The sequence below is a fragment of the Streptomyces sp. ISL-98 genome (genome assembly GCF_018614055.1).
Taxonomy (GTDB): Bacteria; Actinomycetota; Actinomycetes; order Streptomycetales; family Streptomycetaceae; genus Streptomyces; species Streptomyces spiramyceticus.
Window position 1 is genome coordinate 315,682 of the sequence record NZ_JAGGPB010000005.1, and the last position, 15,833, is coordinate 331,514.

Sequence of the window (15,833 nt, forward strand, 5' to 3'; positions counted from 1 at the left end):
CGCGGGTCCTGACCGGCATGGTCAGGACCCGTATCGATGAGCTGTCGATCACCTCTCGGTGAGCTCCCCTGCCAGGACTCGAACCCGGACATAAGGCACCAAAAGCCTCAGTGCTGCCAATTACACCACAGGGGAATAAGGCGGCCGGGCGACCCAAAACGGACGATGTGTCAGGCCGACGGCTTGGCTGCAAACACTATGCCGTAACACCGGCCTTCAATGCGACGGGCTCCCGGCCCGACCGTGCTCGCCCGGTCTCCGGATATTGAGTGGCGCCCGCCCGTAGGGTGGATGGCATGACCGCAACGGGGGCAGACCAGGACGCCACGGGCATGACCGCCCGGCGTTACTGGTGGTGGGAGCGGCGCCGCAGCGTCGTGCTGGATGTGGGGCTGGCGCTGGTTTCGGCGCTGGAGTGTGCGCTGGAAGGTGTGAGGTTCGCGGGGAACGCGGGACTGCCGGTACCGCTGGGGGTAGCCCTCGGCGTGGCCGCGGGCTCCGTGCTGCTCGTACGGCGGCGCTGGCCGATCGCCGTGGTCCTGGTGTCCATCGCCGTGACACCGGCCGAGATGGCCTTCCTGATGGGCATCGTGTCGCTGTACACGCTGGCCGCTTCGGAGGTGCCGCGCCGGATCACCGTGGTGCTGGCGGGGATGTCCCTGGCCGGGACACTGATCGTGACGTACGTACGGACCCAGCAGGACGTCGCGAACGCCACGGACGGGGACTTCGATCCCGGGCCCTGGTACGTGCCGGTGGTGTCGCTCTTCCTTTCGCTCGGACTGACCGGCCCGCCGGTGCTCTTCGGGCTCTATATAGGGGCCCGGCGGCGGCTGATGGAGAGCCTGAGGGAGCGTGCGGATTCGCTGGAGAGGGAGCTGTCGCTGCTCGCCGACCGGGCGGAGGAGCGGGCCGAATGGGCGCGTACGGAGGAGCGGACCCGTATCGCGCGGGAGATGCATGACGTGGTCGCGCACCGGGTGAGCCTGATGGTGGTGCACTCGGCGGCGCTTCAGGCAGTGGCCCTGAAGGACCCGGCGAAGGCCGTCAAGAACGCGGCGCTGGTCGGCGACATGGGCCGCCAGGCGCTGACGGAGCTGCGCGAGATGCTCGGGGTACTGCGGTCCGGCGACCGGGCGAAGCCGGTGACCACGGCGGTCCCGCTGGCGTCGGTCGGCGCGGCTGCGGCCGCGGCGGCCGCAGCACCCTCCGCCGAGGCGGTGGAGGACGGGCCGTGCCTGGCCGAACTGGACGCCCTGGTCGGGCAGTCCCGGCAGGCCGGGATGGTGGTGGAACTCACGGTGGAGGGCGACCCCGTTCTGTACGGGGCGCAGGTCGAGCAGACGGCGTACCGCGTGGTGCAGGAGGCCCTGACGAACGTGCACAAGCACGCGGCGGGCGCGAAGACGTGGGTGCGGCTCGCGCACCGCGGCTCCGAGGTGGCCATGCAGGTCGAGAACGGCCCCTCCGACGGCGGCACGGCCGACGCGGGCCTGCCGAGCGGCGGGAACGGCCTGGTGGGGATGCGGGAGCGGGTGACGGCACTGGGAGGTGTATTCGTGTCCGGGCCGACGGACGCGGGCGGCTTCCGGGTGTCGGCGGTGCTCCCCGCGCGGGGTTAGGGCGCGTCCGGCGTATCAGGCCGGCTTCAGGGTGCGGCGCCATCTCGCCGCAGATGTGCGTGCCAGGCCCCGGCCCAGGCCTGATCCGCCGGACATACCCCAGGGCGCCCCGGCACCCCTACGCCGGGGACAGCCGGCTCGGCTGGGTGCCGGTTACCAGGGTCGACAGGGCCTGGTCCACGTCGGCGCCCAGGTACCAGTCGCCCGTGTGGTCCAGGGCGTAGACCCGCCCCGCCGAATCGATCGCGAGCACCGTCTGCCCGTCGGCCCCGTCGCTGCCGAACTCCGTGCCGAGCGGGCACACCTCCGTGCCCAGCGCGCGCCCGAGGTCGGCGAGCGTGCGGGCGTGGTGCAGACCCCCGAGCGGGTCGAAACGTACCGGCGTCGGCGCGATCTGGCGGCCGGGGCCCGGCGCCGCGACGTACAGGCCGCCGAATTCGGCCCACGCCTCGACCGCTGCGGGAAAGACACTGTGCCGGTGGCCGGCCGGGGACAGGTGCGCGCGCAGGGTGTCCGCCCAGTGCTCCGCCTGCCTTATGTCCCACCGCCCCGGCTGCCAGCCGGCGGCACGCAGGGCGGCGTCGACGGCCACGGGAAAGCGAGTGGTGTTGGTGTTGAGGTTGGGGCCCGGCATCGGCGGCGGGTCAGCCCTTCTGTGCGGTGGTCACGGTGGGGGCTACGGGGCGTACGCCGAAATGGGCGAGCATCGGCGTACAGGAGCGGCAGGGCGGGGCGTAACTGCCGTGCAGCGGGTCGCCGTCCTCGCGGATGTGGCGCGTGGTGAGCTTCGCGTGCTTGAGCGAGCGCCGGGCGTCGCCGGGCGTGAGCGGCTTGCGGGAGGCGCGCTTGGAGCGGGACGCCTCGGCGGCGGTGATGTGCCGGGAGATGAGGATGGCCTCGGGGCAGCGGCCGGTGAAGCGTTCGCGCTGGCCGCTGGTGAGGGTGTCGAGGAAGTCCTGGACAAGCGGGTGCAGCGCGGGCGGCTGGTCCCCCTTGCCCGCCGTACAGGTGAGGGTGTCGGCGCCGCGCACGGAGAGCGCTGCGGCGACGGTCGGCAGGATGCCGTCGCGGCGGTGGTGCAGCATCGGCGGGCGGGCGCCCTCGGTGCTGCTCCAGCTGAGGCGGGGATCGCCGGACGGGTGCGCTCCGGGGCCCGGCGTGCCGGATGTGCCCGGTGTGTCCTGCGTGCCCGGTGTGCCCGGCTCCGACGTGTGTGAAGTGACGGTGGTTTCCTTTTGTGCCGTGTGCATGGTGGTGCTCCCCTCCGTGCCCGCGGCGGTGGCCGCTGGTGTGCACGCCCCCGCGTTGCTGGGACAGCCTGCCAAATGTGACCAGTGGTGCGGAAGCTGGGTCGGTGAACCGTGCGCGGACGTCGCCGAGTGGTGACGCGGGCGTGACGGTTCGTTACGCAAGGCGAGGGGCGGGCCCCCCCGTTGTCCCACCGCATAGGCTGTGCGAACCAGCCAGAAGCAGCAGGGGGCAACCGCCATGACGACAGGTCGGCTCGGGCAGCAAGCCGCGCCACCGAACGCGGCCTACGCCGGGCAGGTCGTGCACTTCCCGGACCCGGTCCGGGCCTCCCGCCACCCCAAGGGTGTGCGCGTGGACGAAGACGGCCACCCGGTTTTCTCGCCGTACGCACGTGCCGCCGCGGAGATCGCGGAGCCCCCGGAGGGCTTCGGCGTGGACGAACTGCGCCTCACCGACTACGTGTCCGCCAATGCGGCGCTGGCCGCCGGCGGCCACGAGCTGTGGGACACCGTTCCGGCGGTCGCGACCCCGCACGGCTGGACCTGGCACCACGTAGCGGGCACGCGGCGCATGGAGTTGGTACCGGTCGAGGTGAAGGCGCTGCTGCGCCACCACGGCGGACTCACGACGGCCGCCGTCGACCAGGACAAGCGCGGCACGCGCCAGCTGCAGGAGACCCGGCCGGTCCATTTCGGGCTGCCGAAGGGTTCCGTATCGGTGAGCGAGCAGCAGATCCTGGGCGTGGAGGAAGACCTCGGCTACCGGCTGCCCGGCGCGTACCGCTCGTTCCTGAAGGCGGCGGGCGGCTGCGCGCCGGTGGGTGCGGCGCTGGACGCGGAGCTGGGGCTGCTGGTCGACCAGCCGTTCTTCACGGTGCGCGACGAGGCGGCGGTCAATGACCTGGTGTACGTCAACAAGTGCCTGCGCGACCACATGACGAAGGACTACCTGGGCGTCGCCTTCGTGCAGGGCGGCCTGCTGGCGGTGAAGGTCAGGGGCGGCGAAACCGGCTCGGTGTGGTTCGTCGCGTACGACGACGCGCGGGACCGCGACGGCTGGACGGTGCACGAGCGCGTGGAGCGGCTGCTGCTGCCGTGCGGCGACGACTTCGACGCGTTTTTGCAGCGGCTCGCGGGCAACCCGCCGGAGCTGGAGACCGTGGCGAACCTGATGGTGGACGGCGGCTTCGCGCGCGCCGTCCCCGTACCGAACGAGGGGTGAGCGCGATGGTGACGTTCGCGCAGGCGCAGGAGCGCGCGGAAGAGTGGGTCAACGGGGACGTACCCGCGCCGTCGCACCGTGAGGTGCGGGTGCGCGAGTTCGAACTCGGCTTCGTGGTCTGGGCGGAGGACCGCGTGGACGGCCCGACCTCGGACGGCGGGCGCCAGCGCCTCGTCATCGCCCGCGACAGCGGCGAGGCCACCCTGTGGCCCGGCCTGCCGGTGGGTGAGGTGATCCGCCGGTACGAGGAGGAGTACGGGACGCCGGACACGTCACCGGCGGACGACGCGGGTCCGCCGCCGGCGCAGCGGATAGACCTGGAACAGACGTCGTTCCTGCTGACGCCGCCGGAGTGGCTCCAGGACGCGGCAGACAAGATGGGCATTCCGGACCACCGGCGCGGGGACGCGGGTGCGGATGACGCTGGCTCTGGTGCCGATGCCGGTACGGGCGTGCCTGCGGGTTCGCTTCCGCCTGCTGCGGGCGGTAGTTGGGCGGACTCGGTCAGCGGGGGTGCGGCTTCCCCTTCGGCGGGCGGCCGCGCAGGCATCGGCGCTGACGCGTCGGCCGGTGCCGGATCCGCTTCCGGGGCTGCGGTCTCGCCTTCGGTCGGGGTCGGCGCTGGTTCGCCTTCCGGCAGCGGCAGTTGGGCCGATGCCGCTGCCGCCGACGGATCTGCCGGCGTCGGCGCGGAGGGTCCGCAGGTTGCGGGTTCGCCTTCGTTCGCGGCCGGCCCTGGGGCCAACGGCCCGCAGGACAGTGCTGGTTCGCCTTCCGAAGGTGGCGACTGGCCCCTTGCAGGTTCCGTGGGTTCGGCGTCCTCCGGTGACGGCTGGGCCGGTGCCGGTGCAGGCTCGGGTGGGAGTGAGAACGCTTCGCAGGCCGAGCACGGGTCCGGGGGCACTCCCTGGCCCACCGCCGGAGGCTCCCAGGGCGGCTACGACCCCACCGCCTCCGCAGGCGTGCCCGCAGGGGCAACCCCCTGGGCCGGTACGGACACCAACGGGGCCGGGGACGACATGTCAGTTCCGCTTCCGGCCACCGTTTTCGCGCCGCCGCTCTCCGGCTCCGACGATGACGACACCCCGCCGCCCGGTGTGGCGCCGGAGGCCAAGACGGCGCTGATGTCGGGTGGGAGCCAGTTGCCCTCGACCGCGATCGCCCCGGCCCTTCCGGGTGCGCAGCCGCCCGCGTCACCCGCCTCGCCCCCGTCGCCCCAGTCGCCCGCAGGGTCCCCAGGCGCCCGCGACATCGCCGACGCCGCGACCAGCAAGGCCGCCTTGCCGCCGCGCGGTCCGCGGGGCGGCGGTTCTACGACTCCTCCGCCGCCCGGCGCCCCCGGTACGCCGGGAGCGGGGCCGGGTGCGGTTCCGCCGCCGTCGGGGCCGGGTACGCCCGGTGCCCCGGCGGGTGGGTACGTACCGACCCAGCTCGTATCGGCGCTCGACCCCGACGGGCCGAAGCCGCCGGGTGCGCCCGCCTCTCCCACGCCGCCTCCGGGTGGGGGTGTTCACCAGGCGGCGACGATGTTTGCCGACCCGAGCCAGGGCGGTGGCATGCCCGGTGCTCCGCAGCCTCCCGGCCCGCCCGGTCCTCCCCGCGCGCCCGGTACGCCCGGTGCTCCGCAGCCCCCCGGTCCTCCCGGCGCTCCGGGTGCCCCCCAGCCTCCCGGCCCTCCCGGCGGCGGTGTGCATCACGCGGCGACCATGTTGGCCGGGCCCGGCCAGGTCGGGCCGCCGCCCGGTGCTCCCCGGCCCCCGGGTCCGCCCGGTGCCCCCGGGACGCCGCCCGGCGCCGCTCCGCAGCCGCCCATGGCCCAGGCACCCATGCCCCAGCAGCCGCACGCCCCCCAGGCTCCGCAGCCCCAGGCGTACGGCTACCCGCAGCCGCCCGCGCCGACCGGTGTGCCGACCGTGGGCCCCGGCTACCAGGCCGTACTGCGCTACCGCGCCCAGGACGGCAGCGAGCAGCAGCTCATCCGCCGCTCCGCGCCCGGTACGCCGCACCCCGAGTGGCAGATCCTGCACGAGCTGCGCGCCATGAACGTGCCGCCGCAGCAGGTGCTCGAACTCCACACCGAGCTGGAGTCGTGCGAGCTGCCCGGTGGTTACTGCGCCCGTATGATCCGCGAGACCTGGCCCCAGGTGCGGATCACGAGCGTCGCGCCGTACGGCACCGATCACGCCAGCCGTCAGCAGGGCATGCAGCATCTCCTCACCCACCAGGGCGAGTTGCACCAGGTCGCGGACGGTCCGGCGCGACCTGCGCCGGTACGGGTGCCGCTGCCGCACCCCGGCCAGCTGATGCAGGCGCCGCCGATCCCGCCCGAGGGGGTCGCGCACGAGCTGGCGGGGGCCTTCGGGCCGCAGGGCATCTTCCGCTTCGACCAGGCCGCCGTATCGCGTCAGGGCGTACCGGAGATCGTCGGCCGCACGCTCGTCTGGGCGGGCCTGCCGATCGACTTCGGGCCGTTCTTCTGGGCGCAGGCGGTGCCGGGGCAGCCGGTCCCGACGCTGGCGGAACTCGCCGCCCAGCGTGGGGTGCAGCCGGCCTCGGACGCGGGCTCGTACCTCGTCATGGGCAGCGACTTCGGACGCGCGATCTGCGTTCAGTACGGTACGGCGAACATCGTCGCCGTACCGGTGGAGGCGGGCCCAGGCGGCCGGCCCGTACCGCCGCAGTTCGTGAACACCGGGCTGCCCGAGTTCGCGCGCTCGCTGGCCCTGCTCGGCCGGATGTGGCGACTGCGCTTCGGGCTCACGCCGGAACAGGCGGGCCGCTGGACGGTCGACTTCCAGGCGCAGCTCGCCGCGCTGGACCCGGCGGCGCTGTCGTCGCCGGAGAGCTGGTGGTCGGTGCTGCTGGAGCAGATGTGGGACGGCCTGATCTGACCGGCCGACCCGGCTGAAGTGTGTACGTACGACTGAGGCGCCCGACCCCCGCAGAACGGGTCGGGCGCCTCAGTCATATGCAACGCACGATCCGATCTAGCCATCCCTTTCCGATTTCTGACAACAAATCACGCACCCTTGACCGAACGAGTCGGGCGGAGTGTCGCGTTATGAGCACTTCATCTTGATCCGTCAAGATTGCGCGGACTGCGTTGTGTGTCGGAGAGAGGCTTCAAGGATGAATGCATCGGTTTCACCGTCACCTCACGGCTTCGTCGTCGTACGAGGCCGCGGCTACCGCCAGGAACAGGTGGAACGCCAAGTCGCCCGGCTCTCCCGGGACCGCGACGCCGCGTGGGAGCGCGCAGCGCGCCTCACCGTCCTCGCCAGGGACATGGAGGCCGAGGCGGCCGAGGTCTGCCGGCTGGCGGCAGGGCTCGCCCCGCAGACGTACGAGAACCTCGGCAAGGGCGCCCAGAACCTCCTCGCGGTGGTCGAGGAGGAGGTCGCGGCGGTGGCCGCCGCGGCACGCGACGACGCGCAGGCGCTGCACGACGCGGCCGAGGCGGAGGCGGCCAAGATCCGGGACGCGGCGCGTGCGTACGCCGACAAGGTACGGGCGGACGCCGAGGCCTGCGCCCAGCAGCTCCTCAACACCGCACAGGCCACCGCCGACGAGGCCCGGATCGGCGCACGCCGGTACGTGAAGGAGGTGCGGGGCGAGGCGGTCGGGGCGCTGAAGGAGACGCGGCAGCGTACGGCCGCCCTGCTCGCCGCCCAGCGCGAGGAACACGCCGAGCGCTGGGAGGCGGTGGGGCGTGAACTCGCGGGTCACCAGGCCCTGTTCGACGCACGCCACGCCGAGCTGACGGCGCACGCCGAGGGCACCCTGGCTGATGCCAAGCGCGCCCTGGCCGAGGCGGAGGAGGCGGCCCGCCACGGCCAGGAGGACGCGGAGGCTCAGGCGGCGGAGCTGCTGGCGCAGGCCCGGGTGAGCGAGGAGCGCATCGCACGCGAGACGGAACGCATCCTGCGCGAGCACGAGGAGGCCGGCGAGGAGATGCAGGCCCACATGACCCATGTACGCACCAGCCTGGCCACTCTGACGGGCCGGGCGACGGCAGAGGGGTGACCAGGTCCGACGAGGGGGAGGCGGCGGCCCTGGTCCGACCAGGGCCGCCCGGGGTCGTCACCGGCTGCCGCCCCCCGCCCCGGCCAGGATCCACGCCTCCACCGCCTCGTACTGGCGCCGCTGATCGCCGGATTTTCGGCGGCTCAGGAACGTACCGAGCCAGCCCATGAAGAAGCCGAACGGGATCGAGACCAGGCCTGTCGTGGTGAACGGGTACCAGTTGAAGTCCTGGGCGGGGAAGACGGAATGGGGCGATCCCGAGACCAGGTTGGTGCCCGTGATCAGCACGAAGACGCACAGCGTGCCGCCGATGAGGGTGCACATCAGGCCGGTGCGCGTGAAGCGGCGCCAGAAGAGGCTGTAGACGAGGGCCGGGGCGAGGGCGGATGCGCCGATGCAGAAGGAAAGGGTGACGAGCGGCTGTACGTTCCAGTGGCGGGCCAGGACCGCGAGGACGATCGCGGGGAGGCCGACTCCGACTGCCGCCGCCCTGGCCACGCCCATCTCTGTCGCGTCCCGCACGAGGGATTTGCGGACGCCGTGGGCGAAGAGGTCGTGGGCGAGCGAGTTCGCGCACGCCAGGATCATGCCCGCGACCGAGGCGAGAAGGGTGAGGAAGATCGCGGTGGTCACGGACGTGAAGATCAGGGTTTCGAGGGCGGATGCGTCGGCGCCCAGCAGGGCCTGAGTGACCAGCAGGATCGAGGTGTTGCCCTGCGGGTCGTGCGTAGTGATCGTCGGGCGGCCGACGAGCGCCGCCGCGCCGAAGCCGATCACCGTGATGAGCAGGCAGAAGAAGACGACGACCGAGACCGCCCAGGACATCGAGCGGCGTACGGCGAGTGCGTTGCGCGAGCTGTACATGCGCATCGTGATGTGGGGGAGGCAGGCGGCGCCCAGGACGACCGTCAACTCCGAGCTGATCATGTCGAGTTCGTTGCCGTCGAACTGGAGCCCCGACCTCAGGTAGGCATCGCCCGCGCCGCTGCCGTCCCTGGCCGCGCCCAGCAGCCCGCCGGTGCTCCAGTCGAAGTGGTTGAGGACGAGGACGGCGACCGCCACGCCCGCGCCCAGCAGGAAGACGGTTTTGATGATCTGGATGAGAGCGGTGCCCTTCATGCCCCCGATGGCGGCGTAACTGATCATCAGTACGCCCAGCAGGACGATGCAGCTGGTCCTGAATCCCGAGCCCTCGAAGCCCAGGATGAAGGAGAGCAAGTGGCCGGCGCCCGCGAGCTGTACGACCATCAGGGGGAGCAGCGCGGCGAGCGTGACGGCGCTGGCGGTGATGCGTACGGCGCGGCTGGGCGCGCGGCGGGCGAGGGCGTCGCCCATGGTGAACCGGCCCGCGTTGCGCAGGGGTTCGGCCAGCAGAAACATCAGGAGTACGAGGGAGAGTGCCGTGCTCAGGGCCAGTACGACGCCGTCGTAGCCGGTGAGGGAGATGACGCCGATCGTGCCGAGGACGGTGGCCGCCGAGATGTAGTCGCCCGCTATGGCCAGGCCGTTGCGCATGGGGGAGAGCGAGCGGTAGCCCGTGTAGAACTCGGCGAGGTCGTCGCGGTCGGGCCCGGTCATCACGCACATCAGCAGCGTCACTGTCGCCACGGCGATGAAGGCGACCAGGGAGATTTCCTGCGTGGAGTCGCTGAATCCGGTCACCGGGCCGCCCCCCGCGACGCTTGGTTGCGGAGGTTCTCGGAGAGCGGGTCGACTCTGCGGCGGGCGGACTTCTCGTACACCGTGATGGCCACGAGGGTGACGGGGAGCTGGCAGAGGCCCAGCAGCAGGCCGGTGTTGAGACCGCCCGGCAGCTCGCTGCCCATCAGGCCGGGCGCGTAGCCGGAGAGGATCAGGAAGAGCGTGAAATAGCCGAGGGCGGTGAGGGTGGCGACGCGGCGCAGGCGGCGGTACGCCGAACGCAGTTGGCGCAGGTCGCTGTGGTGGCCGGGAATGCCGGTGTGGGCGGGGACGGGCTGCGGCGGTACGGGTGGGACAGGCTTGGAGCTTTGCCAGGGGTACAGGTATTCCGGGTAGTGCGGCATGTACGGGCTTCTCCTTGCGCGGCTGGTACCCGAGCGGGTGCAGGGAGGAGCGCGACCGGGGCCGGGAGCGGCGGCGGGGCGCTTGTGGGGTCGCGTACGTTACCCAGGGGTAGTCGCCCCGGCGAGCCTTTCGTACGAACTCGCACCGGGAATCAGGCAGTTACCTCGGGTAATGAGACGCTCCCGAAACCTTACTGGTGGTAACGGGTCGAGAAGGCCCGTTTCAGCCGACCGGTTTGTCTTCTCCCAGGACAGGGAAGCGACGCGGCGCGACAAAGACGAGCACGAGCAGAGCGACGCCCGCCGCGATCGCCGCGCCCACGTAGACATGGTCGACGGCGGTGTCCACGGCCCGCCGCAGATAGTCGGCGGCCTCTGCGGTGAGCGAGCCCGGATCGCCCAGCGCGTGCGAGACGGAATCGAGGTCGCCGGGCAGCCCGTTCCGTATCCCGTCGGGCGCGGCGGCGAGTTTGGAAGCGAGCGTGGCATTGGCGATCGCGCCGAAGAGGGCCGCGCCGACGGACTGGCCCACCTGCCGGCAGAAGAGGACCGACGCGGTCGTCGTGCCGCGCTCCGACCAGCCCACCGTCGACTGGACGCCGACGATCAGGGGCAGCTGGAAGAGGCCGAGCGCCGCGCCGAGCAGCAGCATGATCAGGGCGGGCTGCCACGCGGCGCCCGGGAACGGCAGCAGCGGGAAGGCGAGCAGGATCAGCGTCGAGCAGCCGATGCCGATGATCGCGGTCAGCCGGAAGCCGATGCGGTTGTACGCGTGCTGGCTCAGCGCGGCGGAGACCGGCCAGCTCAGCGTCATGATCGACAGGACGAAACCGGCGGCGATCGGGCCGAGACCGAGGACCGACTGGGCGTAGGTGGGCAGGAACACGGTCGGCGCGACCATGAGGAGGCCGAGCGCGCCGAGGGCGAGATTGACGGCGGCAATGGTGCGCCTGCGCCACACCCACCCCGGGATGATCGGCTCGGCTGCGCGGCGTTCGATGACGACGGTCGCGGCGGCGAGAAGAGCGCTCCCGCCGAACAGGGCCAGGGAGGGCGCGGAGAGCCAGGGCCAGGCGACGCCGCCCTGGACGAGGGCGAAGAGCAGCAGGCCGCCGCAGGCGAAAACGGCCAGGGCGCCCGCCCAGTCGATACGGGGGCGGGTGGCCGTACGCGACGTCGTACGGGCGCCTTCGTGCAGGTGGCGGGCGATGAGCCAGAGGGCGACGCCGCCGACCGGCAGGTTGACGAGGAAGATCCAGCGCCAGTCGGCGTACGCGGCGAGCAGCCCGCCGAGCGCCGGGCCCGCGACGGCCGACACCGCCCACACGGTCGACAGCTTCGCCTGGATCTTCGGGCGTTCCTTGAGGGGGTAGAGGTCGGCGGCGATGGTCTGGACGGTGCCCTGGATGGCGCCGCCGCCGAGGCCCTGGACGATACGGAACGCGATCAGGCTGCCCATGTTCCAGGCACAGGCGCAGAGGAGCGAGCCGAGGAGGAACAGGGCTATGCCCGCGATCAGGACGGGCTTGCGGCCGAAGGTGTCGGAGAGCTTTCCGTACACCGGGAGGGTGACGGTCACGGCGAGGAGATAGCCGGAGAACAGCCAGGAGAAGATGGCGAATCCGCCCAGGTCGCCGACGATCTGGGGGACGGCGGTGGAGACGATCGTGCCGTCGAGGGCGGCCAGTGCCATGCCGAGCATGAGCGCGGCGACGACCGGGCCGCGGCGGGCGGTGCGTATCGGGCCGGTGCTGTCCGTGCCGCCCGTGCCGTCCGGACTGCCGGCGCCGCCTGTGCCGCCCGTGTTGCCGGTCGTGCCCGCAGTGCCGCTTGCGCCGCTCACCAAGATCCCTTCACCGTGCACGTATCTGGCTCTCGACACCTTCTCACCCGCAGGTCGCGCAGCGGGAGGGTGCAGCGTCCCCGAGTACGGCTCCACCTGAGGGTGGAGAGCCCCTAGGGGGATCTCCTTACTTCTGGCCAGGGGGCGTTCGTCCCGGTGGAGGACGAGGTGGGCGGGGTCCGTTCCTTAGCTTGTTCTTACGGCTGATCGCAGATTCGACGTGCTCGATCGACGACCTAGGAGATTTACCGTGACAACGGCCATGACCATGACCAGGCAAGAGGGCGCCGGCGGGCGTACGGCCGTTGCCGCGAGGGCGCGGCAGGTCGTCAAGGCGTACGGGGCGGGGGAGACCCGCGTCGTCGCGCTCGACCACGTCGATGTGGACATCAACCGGGGGCAGTTCACCGCCATCATGGGCCCGTCCGGCTCCGGCAAGTCGACGCTGATGCACTGCCTGGCCGGCCTGGACACCGTGACGTCGGGCGAGATCCATCTCGACGAAACCGAGATCACCAAGCTCAAGGACAAGAAGCTCACGCAGCTGCGCAGGGACCGGATCGGTTTCATATTCCAGGCCTTCAACCTGCTGCCGACGCTCAACGCCCTGGAGAACATCACGCTGCCGATGGACATCGCGGGCCGCAAACCGGACGCCGCGTGGCTGAACAGGGTGGTGGAGACGGTCGGTCTCGGGGACCGCCTCAAGCACCGGCCGACGCAGCTGTCCGGCGGCCAGCAGCAGCGAGTAGCCGTGGCGCGGGCCCTCGCCGCCCGCCCCGAGATCATCTTCGGCGACGAGCCGACCGGAAACCTCGACTCCCGGGCGGGAGCGGAGGTGCTGGACTTCCTGCGCACGTCGGTGGACGAGCTGGGCCAGACCATCGTGATGGTCACCCATGACCCGGTCGCCGCTTCGTACGCGGACCGGGTGCTGTATCTCGCGGACGGCCGGATCGTCGACGAGATGTTCTCCCCGACCGCCGAGCAGGTCCTCGACCGCATGAAGGACTTCGACGCGCGCGGGCGGACGTCATGACTGTCCTCAGGACCTCCATGCGCAACTTCGTCGCGCACAAGGGACGGATGGCGCTCTCCGCCGTCGCGGTCCTCCTCTCGGTGGCGTTCGTGTGCGGCACGCTCGTCTTCACCGACACCATGAACACGACGTTCGACAAGCTCTTCGCCGCGACCGCGGCCGATGTCACCGTCAGCCCCAAGTCCGCCGAGGTCGGCGACGACGAGGGCCCGCGGACCGGCAGGCCCGAGGCGCTGCCCGCTTCCGTCGTCGAGAAGGTGGCGAAGGCGGACGGCGTGAAGTCCGCCGAAGGCGCCGTGACCAGCATGTCCGTGACCGTCGTCAACAGCGACAACAAGAACATGGGCTCCGACACCGGCGCACCGACCATCGCCGGCAACTGGACGCAGAACGACCTCAAGGCCATGGAGATCACCTCGGGACACGCCCCGCGCGGGCCCACCGAGGTGATGGTCGACGCCGACACCGCGGACAAGCACGGCCTGAAGCTGGGCGACGAGCTGCGGACCATAGCCGTCACCGGCGACTTCGGCGCCAAGATCTCCGGCATCGCCTCCTTCAAGGTGACCAACCCGGGGGCGACCGTCGTGTACTTCGACACCGCGACCTCGCAGCAGAAGCTGCTGGGCAAGCCGGACACCTTCACGCACATCGCGGTCACCGCCGAACAGGGCGTCAGCGACACGCAGTTGAAGCAGGACGTCGCGAGTGCGCTCAGTGCGCCCGGAGACTCGGCGGCGTACAAGCTCCAGACCGCGAAGGAGGCCGCCGACTCGGGCCGTGAGGACGTCGGCTCCTTCCTCGACGTGATGAAGTACGCGATGCTCGGCTTCGCCGGAATCGCCTTCCTCGTCGGCATCTTCCTGATCGTCAACACTTTCTCGATGCTGGTCACCCAGCGCACCCGCGAGATCGGCCTGATGCGGGCCATCGGCTCCAGCCGCAAGCAGATCAACAGGTCCGTGCTGGTGGAGGCGCTGCTGCTGGGCATCGTCGGTTCGATCGCCGGTGTCGGCACCGGTGTCGGCCTCGCCGTCGGCCTGATGAAGCTCATGGGATCCATGGGCATGGAGCTGTCCACCGAGGACCTGACCGTGGCCTGGACGACCCCGGCCGTCGGCCTCGCACTCGGCATCATCGTCACCGTCGTCGCCGCCTACATCCCCGCCCGGCGGGCCGGCCAGGTCTCCCCGATGGCCGCACTGCGCGACGCCGGGACTCCGGCGGACGCCAAGGCAGGCTGGATACGGGCCGGGATCGGCCTGGTCCTGACCGGTACGGGTGGCGCGCTGCTCTACCTGACGGCGCAGGCGGACAAGGCGAGCGACGGCGCGCTGCTCCTCGGCGGCGGTGTCGTTCTCACGCTCATCGGCTTCATCGTCGTCGGACCGCTGCTCGCCGGGGGTGTGGTGCGGGTGCTCAGCGCCCTCGTGCTGCGGATGTTCGGCCCCGTCGGCCGGATGGCCGAGCGCAACGCGCTGCGCAACCCCCGGCGTACGGGAGCGACCGGCGCGGCCCTGATGATCGGCCTCGCGCTGGTGGCGTGCCTGTCGGTGGTCGGCTCCTCGATGGTCGCGTCGGCGACGGACCAGCTCGACAAGTCGGTCGGCGCGGACTTCATCGTCCGCAGCGGCCCCAGCGGGCCGATCGTGCCCGAGGCGGAGAAGGCGCTGCGCGCCGTCCCCGGCATCGAGCACTTCACCAGCTACAAGGGCATCGAGGCCGAGCTGACCGCCCCCGACGGCACGTCGGAGGAGACGGAACTGGCCGCCGCCGACCCGACGTACACCAGCGACCTGCGGCGCGAGACCGTCGCCGGTGAACTGTCGGCGGCGTACGGCAAGAACGCCATGTCCGTCGGCGACACGTACGCCAAGAAGCACGGCATCAAGGTCGGCGACGAGATGACGGTCGCTTTCAAGGGCGGCGAGACCGCGAAGCTCAAGATCGCGGCGATCACCTCGGACGACACGGACGTCGACGAGGGCGCGATGTACACCAACATCACGACCGCGGCTCAGTACCTGCCGGCCGACAGGATGCCGCTGAACCCGGTCATGTACGCGAAGGCGGTGGAAGGCAAGGAGGAAGCCGCGTACGCCGCGCTCAAGGACACGCTGTCCGAGTACCCGCAGTACAAGGTGCAGAACCAGGCCGACTTCAAGCAGGACCTCAAGGACCAGGTCGGCCAGCTGCTCAACATCGTCTACGGCCTGCTGGCCCTCGCGATCATCGTCGCCGTGCTGGGTGTGGTGAACACGCTGGCCCTGTCGGTCGTCGAGCGGACCAGGGAGATCGGTCTGATGCGGGCCATCGGCCTCTCACGCCGCCAGCTGCGCCGCATGATCCGCCTGGAGTCGGTGGTCATCGCCCTGTTCGGCGCCCTGCTGGGCCTCGGCCTGGGCATGGGCTGGGGCACGTCGGCGCAGAAGCTGCTGGCCCTGGAGGGCCTGGGCATCCTGGACATCCCGTGGCCGACGATCATCACGGTCTTCGTGGCCTCGGCCTTCGTGGGCCTGTTCGCGGCGCTGGTCCCGGCGTTCCGGGCGGGGCGGATGAACGTACTGAACGCGATCGCCACGGATTAGCGGGGCGGAGCGCGGCGCTGCGGGGGCGGGCCCGGCCCGGGGTGTTCCGAGGAACACCCCGGGCCGGGCTGTTTGTGTGCCGGGCTGTTTGTGTGGGGGTGGATTGCGGACGCGGTTGTCAGCAGCGAGCCGTAGGCTGGAAGAACCCCGGCCCGTTCACGTGTCGGGTCCTTCGCGTTGCCTACACCACACCCGCTTACC

Annotated in this window: 11 protein-coding genes and 1 tRNA gene; 6 read left to right on the forward strand and 6 right to left on the reverse strand. The window is 71.4% G+C overall.

What is annotated here, in order from left to right:
* Nucleotides 1-63: 63 nt before the first annotated feature.
* Nucleotides 64-135: transfer RNA gene (locus J7I98_RS06645), tRNA-Gln, on the reverse strand.
* A gap of 161 nt (nucleotides 136-296) precedes the next feature.
* Here J7I98_RS06645 and J7I98_RS06650 point away from each other — a divergent pair.
* Entirely contained in the window at nucleotides 297-1,622 is a 1,326-nt protein-coding gene (locus J7I98_RS06650) for a sensor histidine kinase (protein ID WP_214919624.1), read from the forward strand.
* A 118-nt stretch (nucleotides 1,623-1,740) separates the two neighbouring features.
* Here the strand turns inward: J7I98_RS06650 and J7I98_RS06655 are convergent, their stop codons facing one another.
* A complete protein-coding gene (locus J7I98_RS06655) occupies nucleotides 1,741-2,256 on the reverse strand; it encodes an SUKH-3 domain-containing protein (protein ID WP_214919625.1) in 516 nt (171 codons plus the stop codon).
* 10 nt (nucleotides 2,257-2,266) lie between these two features.
* On the reverse strand, nucleotides 2,267-2,872 hold the full coding sequence (locus tag J7I98_RS06660) for a YwqJ-related putative deaminase (RefSeq protein ID WP_214919626.1): 606 nt from the start codon (nucleotides 2,870-2,872) through the stop codon (nucleotides 2,267-2,269).
* A 238-nt stretch (nucleotides 2,873-3,110) separates the two neighbouring features.
* On the opposite strand from J7I98_RS06660, the gene J7I98_RS06665 reads away from it, so the two are divergent.
* From J7I98_RS06665 to J7I98_RS06675, 3 genes are all read left to right on the forward strand, one after another.
* Nucleotides 3,111-4,094 (forward strand): SMI1/KNR4 family protein, encoded by a 984-nt coding sequence (locus J7I98_RS06665; protein WP_214919627.1) that lies wholly within the window; start codon nucleotides 3,111-3,113, stop codon nucleotides 4,092-4,094.
* A gap of 5 nt (nucleotides 4,095-4,099) precedes the next feature.
* Nucleotides 4,100-6,985 carry an SUKH-4 family immunity protein gene (locus J7I98_RS06670; protein WP_214919699.1) on the forward strand — a complete coding sequence of 962 codons (2,886 nt, stop codon included), beginning with the start codon at nucleotides 4,100-4,102 and terminating at the stop codon, nucleotides 6,983-6,985.
* 238 nt (nucleotides 6,986-7,223) lie between these two features.
* Nucleotides 7,224-8,117, forward strand: coding sequence for a cellulose-binding protein (locus J7I98_RS06675; protein ID WP_214919628.1), 894 nt, complete (start codon nucleotides 7,224-7,226; stop codon nucleotides 8,115-8,117).
* 57 nt (nucleotides 8,118-8,174) lie between these two features.
* Here the strand turns inward: J7I98_RS06675 and J7I98_RS06680 are convergent, their stop codons facing one another.
* The 3 genes from J7I98_RS06680 to J7I98_RS06690 form a co-directional block, all read right to left on the reverse strand.
* Nucleotides 8,175-9,779 carry a cation acetate symporter gene (locus J7I98_RS06680; protein WP_308377691.1) on the reverse strand — a complete coding sequence of 535 codons (1,605 nt, stop codon included), beginning with the start codon at nucleotides 9,777-9,779 and terminating at the stop codon, nucleotides 8,175-8,177.
* Complete coding sequence (locus tag J7I98_RS06685; RefSeq protein ID WP_214919629.1) at nucleotides 9,776-10,162, reverse strand: DUF485 domain-containing protein; 387 nt, start codon at nucleotides 10,160-10,162, stop codon at nucleotides 9,776-9,778. The genes J7I98_RS06680 and J7I98_RS06685 overlap by 4 nt, the downstream gene beginning before the upstream one ends.
* 223 nt (nucleotides 10,163-10,385) lie before the next feature.
* Entirely contained in the window at nucleotides 10,386-12,005 is a 1,620-nt protein-coding gene (locus J7I98_RS06690) for an MFS transporter (RefSeq protein ID WP_374225080.1), read from the reverse strand.
* Between the two features lie 262 nt (nucleotides 12,006-12,267).
* On the opposite strand from J7I98_RS06690, the gene J7I98_RS06695 reads away from it, so the two are divergent.
* Both J7I98_RS06695 and J7I98_RS06700 read left to right on the forward strand, forming a co-directional pair.
* Nucleotides 12,268-13,044: an ABC transporter ATP-binding protein gene (locus tag J7I98_RS06695; RefSeq protein ID WP_214919630.1), complete on the forward strand. Its 777-nt coding sequence runs from the start codon at nucleotides 12,268-12,270 to the stop codon at nucleotides 13,042-13,044.
* Entirely contained in the window at nucleotides 13,041-15,632 is a 2,592-nt protein-coding gene (locus J7I98_RS06700; protein WP_214919631.1) for an ABC transporter permease, read from the forward strand. The genes J7I98_RS06695 and J7I98_RS06700 overlap by 4 nt, the downstream gene beginning before the upstream one ends.
* Nucleotides 15,633-15,833 lie beyond the last annotated feature (201 nt).